Source organism: Phyllobacterium bourgognense (assembly GCF_003337575.1).
Lineage (GTDB): Bacteria > Pseudomonadota > Alphaproteobacteria > Rhizobiales > Rhizobiaceae > Phyllobacterium > Phyllobacterium bourgognense.
This window is the reverse complement of sequence record NZ_QPJM01000012.1, coordinates 14544-27328: the sequence shown is the minus strand read 5'-3', so window position 1 is coordinate 27328 and position 12785 is coordinate 14544. Positions and strand designations below refer to the sequence as shown.

The 12785-nt window shown below is 56.5% G+C and carries 15 protein-coding genes and 1 tRNA gene; 4 read left to right on the top strand and 12 right to left on the bottom strand.

Features of this window, described 5'->3' with window-relative positions; translation table 11 throughout:
* The first annotated feature begins 9 nt into the window (after positions 1-9).
* Entirely contained in the window at positions 10-1029 is a 1020-nt protein-coding gene (locus C7476_RS18925) for an adenosine deaminase (protein WP_114431432.1), read from the top strand.
* A 178-nt stretch (positions 1030-1207) separates the two neighbouring features.
* Positions 1208-1834, top strand: a complete 627-nt coding sequence (gene upp / locus C7476_RS18920; protein WP_114431431.1) for a uracil phosphoribosyltransferase — start codon at positions 1208-1210, stop codon at positions 1832-1834.
* On the opposite strand, the gene deoA is transcribed toward upp, so the two are convergent.
* Genes deoA through C7476_RS18885 form a run of 7 tightly spaced genes read right to left on the bottom strand, consistent with a single transcriptional unit; the run spans position 1835 to position 8546 of the window.
* The gene (gene deoA, locus C7476_RS18915) at positions 1835-3148 is read right to left on the bottom strand and encodes a thymidine phosphorylase (RefSeq protein WP_114431542.1); all 1314 of its coding nucleotides are present in this window, start codon (positions 3146-3148) and stop codon (positions 1835-1837) included.
* Positions 3149-3154: 6 nt separating this feature from the next.
* Complete coding sequence (locus C7476_RS18910) at positions 3155-3955, bottom strand: purine-nucleoside phosphorylase (protein ID WP_114431430.1); 801 nt, start codon at positions 3953-3955, stop codon at positions 3155-3157.
* Positions 3952-4356 carry a cytidine deaminase gene (locus C7476_RS18905; protein WP_114431541.1) on the bottom strand — a complete coding sequence of 135 codons (405 nt, stop codon included), beginning with the start codon at positions 4354-4356 and terminating at the stop codon, positions 3952-3954. The genes C7476_RS18910 and C7476_RS18905 overlap by 4 nt, the downstream gene beginning before the upstream one ends.
* Entirely contained in the window at positions 4353-5324 is a 972-nt protein-coding gene (locus C7476_RS18900; RefSeq protein ID WP_114431429.1) for an ABC transporter permease, read from the bottom strand. Before C7476_RS18900 ends, C7476_RS18905 begins: the two co-directional genes overlap by 4 nt.
* On the bottom strand, positions 5324-6469 hold the full coding sequence (locus tag C7476_RS18895; RefSeq protein WP_114431428.1) for an ABC transporter permease: 1146 nt from the start codon (positions 6467-6469) through the stop codon (positions 5324-5326). Before C7476_RS18895 ends, C7476_RS18900 begins: the two co-directional genes overlap by 1 nt.
* A complete protein-coding gene (locus C7476_RS18890; protein ID WP_114431427.1) occupies positions 6466-7017 on the bottom strand; it encodes a cysteine hydrolase family protein in 552 nt (183 codons plus the stop codon). Before C7476_RS18890 ends, C7476_RS18895 begins: the two co-directional genes overlap by 4 nt.
* Entirely contained in the window at positions 7014-8546 is a 1533-nt protein-coding gene (locus C7476_RS18885) for an ABC transporter ATP-binding protein (protein WP_114431426.1), read from the bottom strand. Before C7476_RS18885 ends, C7476_RS18890 begins: the two co-directional genes overlap by 4 nt.
* A 121-nt stretch (positions 8547-8667) precedes the next feature.
* Here C7476_RS18885 and C7476_RS18880 point away from each other — a divergent pair, with 121 nt between their 5' ends.
* Complete coding sequence (locus C7476_RS18880; protein ID WP_114431425.1) at positions 8668-8880, top strand: SlyX family protein; 213 nt, start codon at positions 8668-8670, stop codon at positions 8878-8880.
* Here the strand turns inward: C7476_RS18880 and C7476_RS18875 are convergent, their stop codons facing one another.
* From C7476_RS18875 to C7476_RS18865, 3 genes are all read right to left on the bottom strand, one after another.
* Positions 8881-9522 carry a LysE family translocator gene (locus C7476_RS18875; RefSeq protein WP_114431424.1) on the bottom strand — a complete coding sequence of 214 codons (642 nt, stop codon included), beginning with the start codon at positions 9520-9522 and terminating at the stop codon, positions 8881-8883.
* A gap of 77 nt (positions 9523-9599) precedes the next feature.
* On the bottom strand, positions 9600-10595 hold the full coding sequence (locus tag C7476_RS18870; RefSeq protein WP_114431423.1) for a BMP family lipoprotein: 996 nt from the start codon (positions 10593-10595) through the stop codon (positions 9600-9602).
* A 236-nt stretch (positions 10596-10831) separates the two neighbouring features.
* Positions 10832-11155 (bottom strand): hypothetical protein, encoded by a 324-nt coding sequence (locus tag C7476_RS18865; protein ID WP_114431540.1) that lies wholly within the window; start codon positions 11153-11155, stop codon positions 10832-10834.
* A 370-nt stretch (positions 11156-11525) separates the two neighbouring features.
* On the opposite strand from C7476_RS18865, the gene C7476_RS18860 reads away from it, so the two are divergent.
* A tRNA-Ser gene (locus C7476_RS18860) sits at positions 11526-11616 on the top strand.
* 268 nt (positions 11617-11884) lie between these two features.
* Here the strand turns inward: C7476_RS18860 and C7476_RS28260 are convergent.
* Both C7476_RS28260 and C7476_RS18850 read right to left on the bottom strand, forming a co-directional pair.
* Positions 11885-12076 carry a hypothetical protein gene (locus tag C7476_RS28260; RefSeq protein ID WP_181872515.1) on the bottom strand — a complete coding sequence of 64 codons (192 nt, stop codon included), beginning with the start codon at positions 12074-12076 and terminating at the stop codon, positions 11885-11887.
* A gap of 183 nt (positions 12077-12259) precedes the next feature.
* Positions 12260-12775, bottom strand: a complete 516-nt coding sequence (locus C7476_RS18850; RefSeq protein WP_114431421.1) for a DUF995 domain-containing protein — start codon at positions 12773-12775, stop codon at positions 12260-12262.
* Positions 12776-12785 lie beyond the last annotated feature (10 nt).

The window sequence follows — 12785 nt, the reverse complement described above, 5'->3', positions numbered from 1 at the left end:
GTGACCGGGATGGTTCTGAAAGCCGAATTGCATTGCCATATCGAAGGCGCCGCCTCACCCCGTCTGGTCGAACGGAAAGCCACTAAATATGGTGCCGACGTCTCTGCATTCATCCAGAATGGCAGATTCGTCTGGCATGATTTCACCTCGTTCCTGCGCGCATTCGATCAAGCTTCGATGCTTTTCCGCACGGCAGAGGATTACGCGGATCTCGCTGAAGACTATCTTCTGTCGTTGAGCCGGCAAGACGCCATCTATTCGGAGTTTTTCATATCGACGGATCACGCCATTAGCGCCGGGCTCGACCCGCGGGACTATATCGACGGGCTGGCGGAAGGTATTCAGCGTGCCAAAGCCGCGACTAGTATCGAAACCCGGATGATTGCGACAGGCCTGCGCCATAAGGGACCGGAAGCCGTCACGGCAGCCGCACAATACATTGCCGCTAATCCGCATCCTCTGATCACCGGTTTCGGCATGGCGGGCGACGAGCGTATGCATCACCCCGGGGATTTTGCAGCTTCTTTCGATATTGCGCGCGGTGCGGGGCTCGGCATAACTGTGCATGCGGGCGAGCTGGTGGGGTGGGAAAGCGTGGCTAACGCGCTAGACACTTTGAAACCCGCGCGTATTGGTCATGGTGTTCGCGCCATTGAAAATGCCGACCTCGTTAAGCGGCTCGCCGAGGAGCAGATCGTTCTGGAGTGCTGTCCCGGCTCGAATATCTCGCTGGGCGTCTACCCGGATTTTCCATCGCATCCGTTTGCAGCGCTTGCAGAGGCCGGTGTCCCGGTGACGCTCAATGCCGACGATCCACCTTATTTCCATACGGACCTTGCACGCGAATATGAGATCGCAGCCACATACTTCGGCTATGACGACGTGACGTTGACGGAAGTTACAGCGACGGCGCTCAAGGCCGCTTTTGTCGATGAAGACACCCGAACTGCATTGCTGGAGCGGCTCTACCCGGACAAAACTGTGCGCGTTGCCGATGAGGTCTTTGCAGGATCAGTCTCAAGCAGCTAAGAACCCGTCTTGAAACTCTACTGCCGCGGTCATCTGACGTGGTTTTCTGCGCTTCCGGTGCTCACGTACTTAATGTACGCTGCGCTCCGGTTGTCGAAGACCACTCCATCTGGCTCGCCGCAGCGACTTTCAAAACAGGCTCTAGAGTCTGCGGAATTTCTAGTAAAAGGGGTTTCCTATGGGCGTGACGATTGTTTCCCACCCGCTTGTCCAGCACAAGCTTACCATCATGCGCGACAAGGATACCTCCACCGCGGGCTTCCGGCGACTGCTCAAGGAAATATCGCTGCTCCTTTGCTATGAGGTGACGCGTGACCTGCAATTGACCAATATCCGCATCCAGACTCCTCTGACGGAAATGGATTCTCCGGTAATCGAGGGCAAGAAACTGGTCTTCGCCTCGATCCTGCGCGCGGGCAATGGCCTGCTCGAAGGTATGCTCGACCTCGTTCCGGCTGCACGGGTCGCACATATCGGGCTTTACCGCGATCATGAAACGCTGCTGCCGGTCGAATATTATTTCAAGGCACCCGAAGATATCGTCAACCGGCTAATCATCGTGGTCGACCCGATGCTTGCAACAGCCAACTCAGCTATCGCCGCTATCCAGAAGCTGAAAGACCGCGGGGCAAGCAATATACGTTTCCTGTGCCTACTTGCCGCGCCGGAAGGCATCGAGCGCTTTACCAATGCGCATCCGGATGTGCAGGTTTTCACAGCGGCGATCGACAGCCATCTGAATGAGAAGGGCTATATCGTTCCCGGCCTCGGTGATGCCGGCGATCGCATGTACGGGACGAAATAATCAGGCACCTACCCGGCGAAGCACAGGGTTGACGGTGCGGGGCTTGCGCTCGGAAAATCCATAGGCGGCCTGGATTACCCTTACCGCTGCTGCAGCGTCCGCGTCGGTTCGCGCATGGACCAAGGCAATCGGTTCTCCCTCTTCCATTCTTGCCCCGATTGGCTGTAGCGCCGTGATGCCGACCGCATGATCGATGGGATCTTGCGGACGAATGCGCCCACCGCCGAGTGTAACGACAGCTACCCCGACAGCGCGCGTATCAACGGCCGCGACATAACCTGCTTGCGCGGCTTTGACTTCGTGCGTGATGGGCGCAACGGCCAGGTGGTGGCGCGTCCGGGAGATGAAATCCGTTGGCCCGCCGAGGCCTGCGACCATCCGGCCGAAAATCTCCGCTGCCTTGCCACTGCTTAAAGCTTCGCTTGCCTTGTCGGTTGCGGCTTTATGATTTGGGGCAAGCTTGGCCGAAACCAGCATCTCTGCGGCAAGCGCCAAAGTCACCGCTTCGAGCCGCGTATCACGCCGGTCTCCGGTAAGGAAATCGACGGCATTTCTGACCTCAACCGCATTGCCGGCGGCAAGTGCCAGAGGTTCGTTCATATCCGTGAGAACGGCCGTCGTTGTCAGCCCAGCTCCAGCCGCGACCGCCACAATACTTTCAGCCAACGACATGGCGTCACGGTTTCTGGTCATGAAGGCGCCATTGCCCGATTTCACATCCAGAACCAGCGCATTGAGGCCAGCGGAAAGTTTCTTGGACAGGATTGAAGCGGTGATAAGCGGGATCGATTCGACGGTCGCCGTCACATCGCGGATCGAATAGAACCGCTTGTCGGCGGGTGCGAGATTGGCGGTCTGGCCGATAATTGCGCAGCCCACCTCGTGAACGACCTTGCGAAACAAAGCATTGTCGGGCTGGCTGCGATAGCCAGGGATCGAGTCCATCTTGTCGAGCGTACCGCCGGTATGACCCAGCCCACGTCCCGAGATCATCGGCACGTAAGCACCGCAGGCGGCTACGATGGGTGCGAGTATCAGCGAAACATTGTCCCCCACGCCGCCAGTCGAATGCTTGTCGACGGCGGGTCCGGGCAAGTCCGACCAGTCAAGAATATCGCCGGAATCGCGCATGGCCAAGGTGAGTGCCACGGCTTCATCGCGCTTCATGCCATTGAAAAATATGGCCATGGCGAAGGCTGCAACCTGTCCCTCGGTGATCGACCCTGAACTCATCGCATTGATGAAAGCCGTGATATCGGCAGCGTCGAGGGTATGACCGTCGCGCTTTCGCCGGATAATTTCTTGCGGCAACAACATTGCTCAGCCTATCTCCCGGATCAGTACGCGGATGATCTTTTGAAGACGGGCGCCGCCCTTCGGCGCAACATCCTTGGTTTCCTCATGCGAAAGTTCCGCGCCGGTCATGCCTGCCCCATAATTCGTGACTACTGAGCAAGCGGCAACACGCAGTCCGAAGAATCGCGCCAGGATGACTTCGGGAACAGTGGACATGCCGACCGCGTCCGCGCCCATAGTGCGTGCCATGCGAATTTCTGCCGGCGTTTCGAAGGACGGACCTGAAAACCACATGTAAACGCCCTGCTCCAGCTTTTCGTTGACCTCGCCGGCAGCAAGGAGAAACGCGTCTTTCAGTTGTCTGTCGTAGGCTGTCGTCATTCCGACGAAGCGCTGGTCGGACGGTTCTCCGATGAGAGGGTTGAGGCCCGAGAAATTGATATGATCGTCGATCAGCATCAGGCTACCCGGTGCAAGATCGTGGCGCACCGAGCCGGCCGCATTGGTGAGGATCAGCATCTCGACGCCGAGATCGGCCAGCGCCGCGATAACCGGCCGCATGACCGAGGCATTTCCCTGCTCGTAATAATGAGCACGACCAGCCAGCATCAGAATGGGCTTACCCGAGAGGTAACCGGCGACGATCTCCCCCGCATGGCCGGAAACGCCACTATGCGGGAAGCCTTGCAGGTCGGCATAGGGAATGCGAACCGCATCTTCCACTGCATCGACAAGCGAACCGAGACCGGAGCCGAGGACAAGCGCAACACGCGGTGCCAGACCGTTAAGCTTCTGAATAAGCGCACTGGTCGCGGGCGCGATCATGCGGCACCCTTGCCCAAAACGTCCGCCTCGAAGCCGTAAGGGAAAATATCCTTCATGGTCAGCGTTTCAACGATGCCATTGTTATCGCAAAGGTGCAGTCGGGCATCTGGCCCGGCGAACTCCGCCAAACGCTGACGGCAACCTCCGCAAGGCGTGCATTTCGCCTTCTTTTCTGCGACGACCGCGATATCCGTGATCGTACCGCCGCCACCCATGACGAAATGCCCTAGCGCCGTCGTTTCGGCACACCAGCCTTCAGGATAGGAGATGACCTCGATATTGCAGCCGGAATAAATGCGTCCGTCACTGGTACGAATGGCCGCTCCAACCGGAAATTGCGAATAGGGCGAATGCGTCTTCTGCATGGCGGCGAACGCCGCATCGAACAGGTCTTTCATTATCTCTCTTTCACATAAGCGACACCGCCGGCCTTTGGCGGGATCGCCTTGCCGATGAAACCGGCCAGAAGCACAACGGTCAATATATAGGGCAGAGCCTGCATGAATTGCACCGGCACCTCGCCGATAAGTGGCAGCGGATGCCCCTGCATGCGGATTCCCACGGCGTCGAGAAAACCAAACAGCAGGCATGCGAACATGGCCTGAACCGGACGCCATTTGGCAAAGATCAATGCCGCAAGCGCGATATAACCCTTACCGGCAGTCATGTCCTTGACGAAACCGGCCCCTTGCGCCGTCGCCAGATAGGCGCCCGCGATACCGCAAAGCACGCCGCAGCAGATCACCGCGCGGTAGCGCAGCCATGGCACCGAAATGCCGGCCGTATCCACAGCCGCCGGATTTTCGCCAACCGCGCGGAGGCGCAGGCCAAAGCGCGTGCGATAGAGCACCCACCACGTAAAAGGCACAAGCAAGAACGCGAGATAGACCAAGACCGAATGACCAGAGATCAGTTCGTAGTAGAGCGGACCGACGATGGGTAAACCGCGCATGGCCTCTGTACCCGGAAGATTGATCGGATTGAAACGCGCAGCATTGGGCAAGGAAGGCGTACGCCCGCCTTGGCTGAACCAGGCCTGACCGAGGATGACGGTCGTGCCGGCGGCGATGAAATTGATCGCAACGCCAGAGACAATCTGATTGCCGCGGTGGGTGATGGACGCGAAACCATGCACGAGGCCGAGCGCGACCGATACCAGAACTGCCGCGAGCAAAGCGAGATAAGCAGAACCAAACCAGGTCGCGACTGCGCCTGCGGCAAAGGCACCGGCCAACATCTTGCCCTCAAGGCCAATATCGAAAATGCCGGCGCGTTCGGAATAGAGCCCGGCAAGACAGGCAAGCAGGAGAGGTGCCGAAAGCCTGATGGTCGAATCGAAAAGCTGCAGGACTGTTGTGAAAGAATCCATCACTGGTTTCCTCCGGCAATGACGGCTGCGGCAGTTCGATTTTTTGCACGTCCAAGACGATAGAATATTCGTTGCAGCGAGGGCCGGAACATGTGTTCGAGGGCGCCTGCAAAGAGGATGACCAAGCCCTGGATAATGACGATCATATCGCGCGATATATTGGGCATATCGAAAGCGATTTCCGCGCCGCCCTGATAGAGCATGCCGAAGAGGATCGCCGCGAGGACGATTCCGGCCGGATGCGACCTGCCCATCAATGCGACGGCAATACCGACGAAGCCTGCACCAGCGACGAAATCCAGCTGCATACGATGTTGCGCCCCCATGATCGGATTCAGCGCCATCATCCCCGCCAGCGCCCCCGAAATCATCATCGTGATGATGATTATCCGCAGCTCACTGATACCAGCATAGCGCGCCGCTTTCGGGCTAAAACCCATAGTACGAATTTCATAGCCGAGCTTGGTGCGCCAGATCAGCACCCAGACCAGAAAAGCCGCCACCAGCGCCAGCAGGAAACTGACGTTCAAGGGAGCCGAGCGCATGGAGAGCCCGACGAGCTCGAGCAGCCAGCCAAGACCCGGCAATTGTCCGCCCTCGGCAAAGACGCGTGTTTCCGGCGCCTGGCTGCCCGCCGGCTTCAGCACCCCTACCAGCACGTAAACCATGATGCTTGCAGCGATGAAATTGAACATGATCGTCGTAATGACGACATGTGAGCCGCGCTTGGCCTGAAGCCATGCGGGGATGAGCGCCCACAGTGCTCCGACCAGCGCCGAGGCGAGGATCGCCAGAGGGAAAGTCAGCCACCACGGCAGAAAATTGCCGAGCCAGAGCCCGACCAGCGAAACGCCAAGACCACCAATATAGGCTTGGCCCTCCCCGCCGATATTGAACAGTCCGCAATGGAAAGCAACGGCAACGCAGAGCCCGGTGAAAATGAAGTTCGTCGCGTAATAGAGCGTGTAGCCGACACCGTCACCTGAACCGAACGCTCCCTTGACCATCAACACAGCCGCATCGATCGGGCTCTCACCGACCAGAAGCACCACGAGGCCAGCGACCAAAAACGCAACAATCAGATTGATCAGCGGAAGAAGCCCATAATCCGCCCAGGCAGGCAGTTTGGCAAAAGGTTGGCTCATGGCAAGGTCTCGATAATTTCGTCGGAGGTGGCGATGCGGGCATACTCGCCGTCCAGCACGGACAGTGCCAGTGCGTGTACATCCTCAGCCGCCCACAGCTTGCCGCGGCGATCTTTCCTATCGATGCTTGCAACGGCATCTTCAGGGATAGTCACTTCAAATCCAAGATTGGCTGCCATGCGCACAGTCGCATCGACCGAATTTTCCAGAAGAACGCCCGTGACGACAAGGCTGTGAACCTGCAGTTCATCCAGAACATCCATCAGATCCGTGCCGATAAAGGCATTGTTGGTCCGCTTGTCGACGACGGGTTCGCCGACGTGTGGAGCGACCTCCGGCTTGAATTCATTGCCCTCTGTGCCGGGCCTGTAGGGCGATGCCGGATCGGTGGAATCGTGGCGGATGTGAATGACCGGCAGTCGCCGCTCGCGCCAGGCGGCAAGCAGTTTGGCAATCGTGACCTCGGTGTCCGGCTGGCCGCGCCTCCCCCATTTTGGATCATCAATGGCATTTTGTACATCGACGACAATAAGAGCCTGCGTCGTCATTCCGCTGCCTCCTTATGTTCGACACCGGCCATCAGCAAGCCAAGTTCGCCCTCGTCAGCGTCGGAGTCCCGTTCGCCGACGATGCGACCGGCAAACATCACCAGGATACGGTCAGAAAGCGAGCGAATCTCATCAAGCTCAACCGAAACGAGCAGCACGGCCTTGCCGGCGTCGCGCATCTCGATGATGCGCTTGTGGATGAATTCGATCGCGCCGACATCCACGCCGCGGGTCGGCTGGCCTATGATCAGAACCCCCGGGTCGCGTTCCATTTCGCGCGCAAGCACGATCTTCTGCTGATTGCCGCCGGAAAAATTGGCCGTCTTCAACCGCGGATCACCCGGCCGAATATCGTATTTCTCGATCTTCTTGCGCGCATCCGCCTTTATCGCCTCTAGATCAAGAAACGGCCCATTCAGATAGAGCGGGTCGTCATGATAGCCGAGGATCGAGTTTTCATATTCCTCGAAGGCGAGAACCAGCCCCATATGGTGGCGATCTTCCGGCACATGCGCGAGGCCCCGGTCGCGCAATTCTCCTGGATCGGCAGCGCCGGTTATGTCGATGATCTGGCCGTCGAGCAGCACGCGGCCAGAAACGGCAGCGCGGATACCGGCGATGGTTTCTATAAGTTGTGACTGGCCATTGCCGGCAACACCTGCAATACCGACAATTTCGCCTGCACGCACCGTGAATGAGGCATCATCGACCATCACCACGCCGCGGCTGTCGCGCACTGTCAGGTTTTCGACGGAGAGCTTGATATCGCCTGGCTTTGCCTCGCCCTTTTGCACCCTCAGGAGTACGCGGCGACCGACCATCAATTCTGCAAGCTCTTCGACTGTGGTTTCCTCGGTTTTGCGTGTCGCAACGACCGCGCCCTGCCGCATGACCGAAACATTGTCCGTCACGGCCATGATTTCGCGCAGCTTGTGCGTGATGAGCACGATCGTCTTGCCCTGACTTTTCAACTGCTCGAGAATACGGAAAAGGTGATCGGCCTCCGGCGGTGTCAAAACGCCGGTCGGCTCGTCGAGCACCAGGATTTCAGCGCCGCGATAGAGCGCTTTCAGGATTTCCACGCGCTGCTGCAGCCCTACTGGCAACTCCTCGATCAGCGCATCGGGGTCGACATCGAGTTGGTATTCCCGTTCGAGCCGCTTCAGTTCGGCACGAGCCTTGGAGATGCCGTTCTTGAGCAATGGCGCGCCCTCGACACCGAGCATGACATTTTCAAGCACGGTGAACTTTTCAACCAGCATGAAATGCTGATGCACCATGCCGATGCCGAGCGCGATGGCAGCATTGGGATCTGCGATCCTCGTCGCTTGTCCATTGATGCGTATCTCGCCGCTATCAGCTTGATAAAACCCGTAAAGGATCGACATCAAGGTGGATTTTCCCGCGCCGTTCTCACCGATAATGCCATGGATCGTGCCCTTTTCGACACGCATATAAATATCGCGATTGGCATGGACGGCGCCAAAGCGCTTGTCGATTCCAACTAGTTCGATCGCCGGTTCGGCCATATCCCCATCCGCTGTTGTTCAGCTTTTCGTCTTTTCAAGGTTTCGACCCTAACACGGGATTTTTTTCTTTCCAGTCAAGAAACACAAGAATAGACAGGCTAATTAAAGATGGAGACGAGCAATGACAGCCGACGACCCGGAGCGCTTGACCCGCCTCGAAATTCTTGTGACGGAGCATGAGAAAACCGTCGAGGAGCTTTCCGGCCAGATCGCGGAGCAATGGAAAGTTATCGAAGCCATGCGCCGCAAGCTCGACGCACTGACGGATCGATTTCTGGTTCTGGAGGAGCAGACGGCGCCCGATGTTCCCGTGACCAAACCGCCGCATTATTGACTACGGCTTGGCCTTCAGCGCCTCGACCATAAGTTTGATGCCCAGCGCTCCCATCACCATACCAGCGCCGCGATCGATCCACTGTTTCAGCCGGATATAGGCAGACCGCGCGCGAGAACCTGAAAACGCGAAGGCAACGACGGCGTACCAGCCGGCTTCGACGCAAAACAGCGTCGGCGGCAACGCTAAAAGCAGCCATAGCGGCGGCGAAGGCGGCATGAGAGCGGCAAAGATGCTGGCATAGACGATCGACGTCTTGGGGTTGCTAAGCTGCGTGATCAGCCCGAGGAAAAACGCGCGGGAAACGGATATGGCCTTCGCGGTTTCGCCAGCGCCTGACGTCGTCAGTGGTTCGGACGCTCCGCGCCAGATGCGGATCCCGATGTAGATCAGATAGGCTCCGCCAAGCAGCTTGAGAATAAGGTAGAGCCACTCGAACTGCATCAACAATGCCGTGAGGCCGAGGACGGCGAGCGCCGCAAATATGGCGCCGCCTAGCCCCATGCCCAAAGCCGAAGCGAGACCATGCGTTCGCGACGATGCGATGGCAACGCGTGAGACAAGCACGAAGCTTGGGCCCGGGCTCATCGCGCCAATAAAAATCGTGGCGAGGATGCTGAAAAGAACGGCGACTGCTGTCATGGGGCATTCTCCTTTCATGCAATCTTCGAACGAAAACCGCCGATCCTATGACCGGCGGTTTCAATGGCTGGTATCACTTATTTGTACGGGCAGGCATTGTCCGAGAAATAGCTGTGAACCTTGATCTTGCCGGAAATGATATCCGCCTTGGCAGCTTCGACAGCCTTCTTGACATCGTCAGTCATCAGCTTGGCGTTGTTTTCGTCGACTGCATAATCGACGCCGCCTTCCTTGACGCCAAGAACATTGACCCCTGGTGTGAACTTGCCATCCGCAGCATCCTTGAAGGCATTATAGGTTGCAACGTCGACACGCTTGAGCATCGAGGTCAAAACCTTGCCCGGATGCAAGCCGTTCTGATTGGAATCGACGCCGATTGCCAATTTGTCAGCGTCGGCAGCCGTTTGCAGAACGCCAATGCCCGTGCCACCGGCTGCTGCGAAGATGACGTCGGAACCCTGGTCGATCTGTGACTTGGCAATTTCGCCGCCCTTGGCCGGATCGTTCCATGCCGCCGGCGTGTCGCCGGTCATGTTCTGGATAATTTTGGCGTCGGGGTTCGTGGCCTTGACGCCGCCAACATAGCCGCAACCGAAATTGCGGATGAGCGGGACGTCCATACCGCCGATGAAGCTGACGGTCCCGGTTTTCGACGATTTTGCCGCGATCACGCCAACAAGATAGGAACCCTCATTGTCATTGAAGACAACGGAACGCACGTTCGGCTTGTCGACTTCCGCATCGATAATGACAAATTTGGTATCAGGAAATTCCGCAGCGACCTTTTCGATCGCAGCAGCGGCGGAGAAACCCGCGATAACGATAGGGGAATTGCCATCCGATGCGAATTTGCGCAAAGCCTGTTCGCGCTGCGCCTCGTTCTGGATTTCGAACTCGCGATATTTGACGCCGGAGTCGGCCGTATATTTTTCGGCGCCATTGAATGCGGCTTCGTTGAAGGATTTGTCGAATTTTCCGCCAAGATCGTAAATGACGGCCGGCTTGTCATCCGCAGCAAAGGCCGAGACGGACATTGCTGTGGCAGCCAGGAGACCAAGAACAATACGCTTCATTTGATACCAACCCTCTGGATTTTGTTGAGCAGGTTCAACTTCGGTTGAGCCTTAAATATCGTTGCGGATGGTCACTCCCCAGCCGCCCCGGAAGCAATCTTGCATGCCAGGAAGCAAAATTCACGCGGAATTTTGCCTCTTGGTCAAAGATCCTCCAAAAATACAGTCGTGTCAGTCTGTTAGAACGTTCTCGCATCTAGCGGAGGCGCGGAATACCGGCTACAGGCATCGGATACTCAACGGGCGCCGAAACGACCGGCCCTGTTCTCGCGTTTATAACCCATCGCATAGAACAGAAATGCGAGCAGTGCGAAAACGATGAATGTTGGCGCCTCAAGTATCCACAGCATCAAAGGGTCCCACAGTATTGGGGATATGTGGGTTTTGATGCTTGTTTGAGCAAGGGCGAGCGAGGAAGCGGAGAGCGACTGCCAGCTGTCCTGCAGCGATGTCATCATCAATTGCGATGCCCCGACAGAACGCGCCGCATCGAGAACGGCGGCAATGATCGCCAAGCTTAAAGCGACATAGGCGAGGAGCCTGAACAAAAATCGGATCACAATGATCTCCAGGATAAGGCAATACAACAGGTCTTTCACCGGTCGAATAACATCGTAGCGCCGGATCGAGGCCAGATGAATTCACTTTTACCGGTATTTTGATGGGACAGGATGAATTATTCGAAAAAATTCCCAGCAATTTCAGCAGGAAATCCGGCAAATCCATACAAAGCACGATTATGTTGAAATAGGTGTTGATCAAGTGCCTGTTCTGACTATAGTGCGCGCCGCACGGGGTCGCTGTCGGCTAACCATCGACGGGTGTCGCGTGTCTATCCAGATTTGAGTGACCGATGGTTGACGGTGCTCTTGAAGCCGGTTTTTCCGGCTGCAGTAAAACAACCCGACTGGCCAGATGCCGGCCGTATACGGAGAGGTGGCCGAGTGGTTGAAGGCGCACGCCTGGAAAGTGTGTTTACGTCAAAAGCGTAACGCGGGTTCGAATCCCGCTCTCTCCGCCATTCTGAACGTTCACGCATCAGTAGCTTGGTCTGCATCATCTTTCACAAGCTACCTTTATCCCCCCCATCCCAATTTGCATAAGTCTTGTATCACTTTCGTCGCTTTACAAATTAATAGATTTCGAATTGCTTCCAATTGTACTAATTTACTTAAATAGCGAGAAATCTGCTTGTTGTAGCGTCATTGCATCGAGACTAGGAGACCCCTTACGATGGCAAACGCACCTGAAGCTTCCAAATTTTCTTCAATACAACCGCGCAAAAATGTTCAGTTTTCTTTATTCCCGTCAAGGCTGACGGGGATTGTACTTACCATTGGTTTGTTGGGGATATTCGGCTTGACAGAGACCGCCCAAGCACAATCATCTTCGCTTGAAATTGCATACCCCGGAAGCCTGAAGACGGCCACAAAAAATGGTAAATCTGCGAAAGTCAAAAAGGCTGGTTCTGCGGTCATCATAAAGGCCTCTTACCTTGGCAGCGCCCCCTGGATCTGCACGCCAAGTGGGTTTGGCAGAACGTCGCGGTGCTTCGCACGATAAACAGCCCTTATGGGGTTCGAAGCCCATTTGTTCATACCGCCTGACGCGGGCAGTAAAACCGGACAGTGCATTCTGTCCGGTTTTCGACGAACCGGAACGATTTACCTCGTTGGCGATAATTTCGTTCGCATCCGATCGAATCGCGCCGTGGCGTAATCTCCAGCCTGGACCTTACGATATTCGTCACTTGCGCTTCCTGGACTGGTCTTGAAAGCATACCATTCTCCGTTCGGTTCGCGCTTCTGGAAGATCGTGTTTCCCTTCTTGCGGTGGCTGAAACATGTCAAGGCATCTGCTTTGCCAGTTTTCGCGTACCACATAGCCTTGAAGCAGAGTTTACCCGGATCGGTAACAAACCAGTGCCCGGTGCCGTATGAACCTGCCCCCTCCCCTGTCCAGGCCTTGAACTCGCGTTGCTTCACGGCGAAGTAGCCGGCACCATCCTTCCAGATCCAGGAATGATTGCCATAGAGTTTGACCAAATCCTTGCTGGTCAGAGGCTCAGACATTGCCGGGGGCTTTGCCATTTTGCTTTGCGCTGCGTCAGCGTTAAAAATGCTGGCGCCCATGGCTGCAATAATCGTGCACAGAAGCGGTAGTTTTCTAAATTTTCTCATTTTTCTTTCT

Coding starts and splice junctions, on each gene's coding strand:
- C7476_RS18875 (WP_114431424.1), bottom strand. CDS start 9,522: ATGACAGCAGTCGCCGTTCTTTTCAGCATCCTCGCCACGATTTTTATT.
- upp (WP_114431431.1), top strand. CDS start 1,208: ATGGGCGTGACGATTGTTTCCCACCCGCTTGTCCAGCACAAGCTTACC.
- C7476_RS18880 (WP_114431425.1), top strand. CDS start 8,668: ATGACAGCCGACGACCCGGAGCGCTTGACCCGCCTCGAAATTCTTGTG.
- C7476_RS18910 (WP_114431430.1), bottom strand. CDS start 3,955: ATGATCGCGCCCGCGACCAGTGCGCTTATTCAGAAGCTTAACGGTCTG.
- C7476_RS18925 (WP_114431432.1), top strand. CDS start 10: ATGGTTCTGAAAGCCGAATTGCATTGCCATATCGAAGGCGCCGCCTCA.
- C7476_RS28260 (WP_181872515.1), bottom strand. CDS start 12,076: ATGATGACCGCAGAACCAGCCTTTTTGACTTTCGCAGATTTACCATTT.
- C7476_RS18870 (WP_114431423.1), bottom strand. CDS start 10,595: ATGAAGCGTATTGTTCTTGGTCTCCTGGCTGCCACAGCAATGTCCGTC.
- C7476_RS18895 (WP_114431428.1), bottom strand. CDS start 6,469: ATGAGCCAACCTTTTGCCAAACTGCCTGCCTGGGCGGATTATGGGCTT.
- C7476_RS18890 (WP_114431427.1), bottom strand. CDS start 7,017: ATGACGACGCAGGCTCTTATTGTCGTCGATGTACAAAATGCCATTGAT.
- C7476_RS18900 (WP_114431429.1), bottom strand. CDS start 5,324: ATGGATTCTTTCACAACAGTCCTGCAGCTTTTCGATTCGACCATCAGG.
- C7476_RS18885 (WP_114431426.1), bottom strand. CDS start 8,546: ATGGCCGAACCGGCGATCGAACTAGTTGGAATCGACAAGCGCTTTGGC.
- C7476_RS18850 (WP_114431421.1), bottom strand. CDS start 12,775: ATGAGAAAATTTAGAAAACTACCGCTTCTGTGCACGATTATTGCAGCC.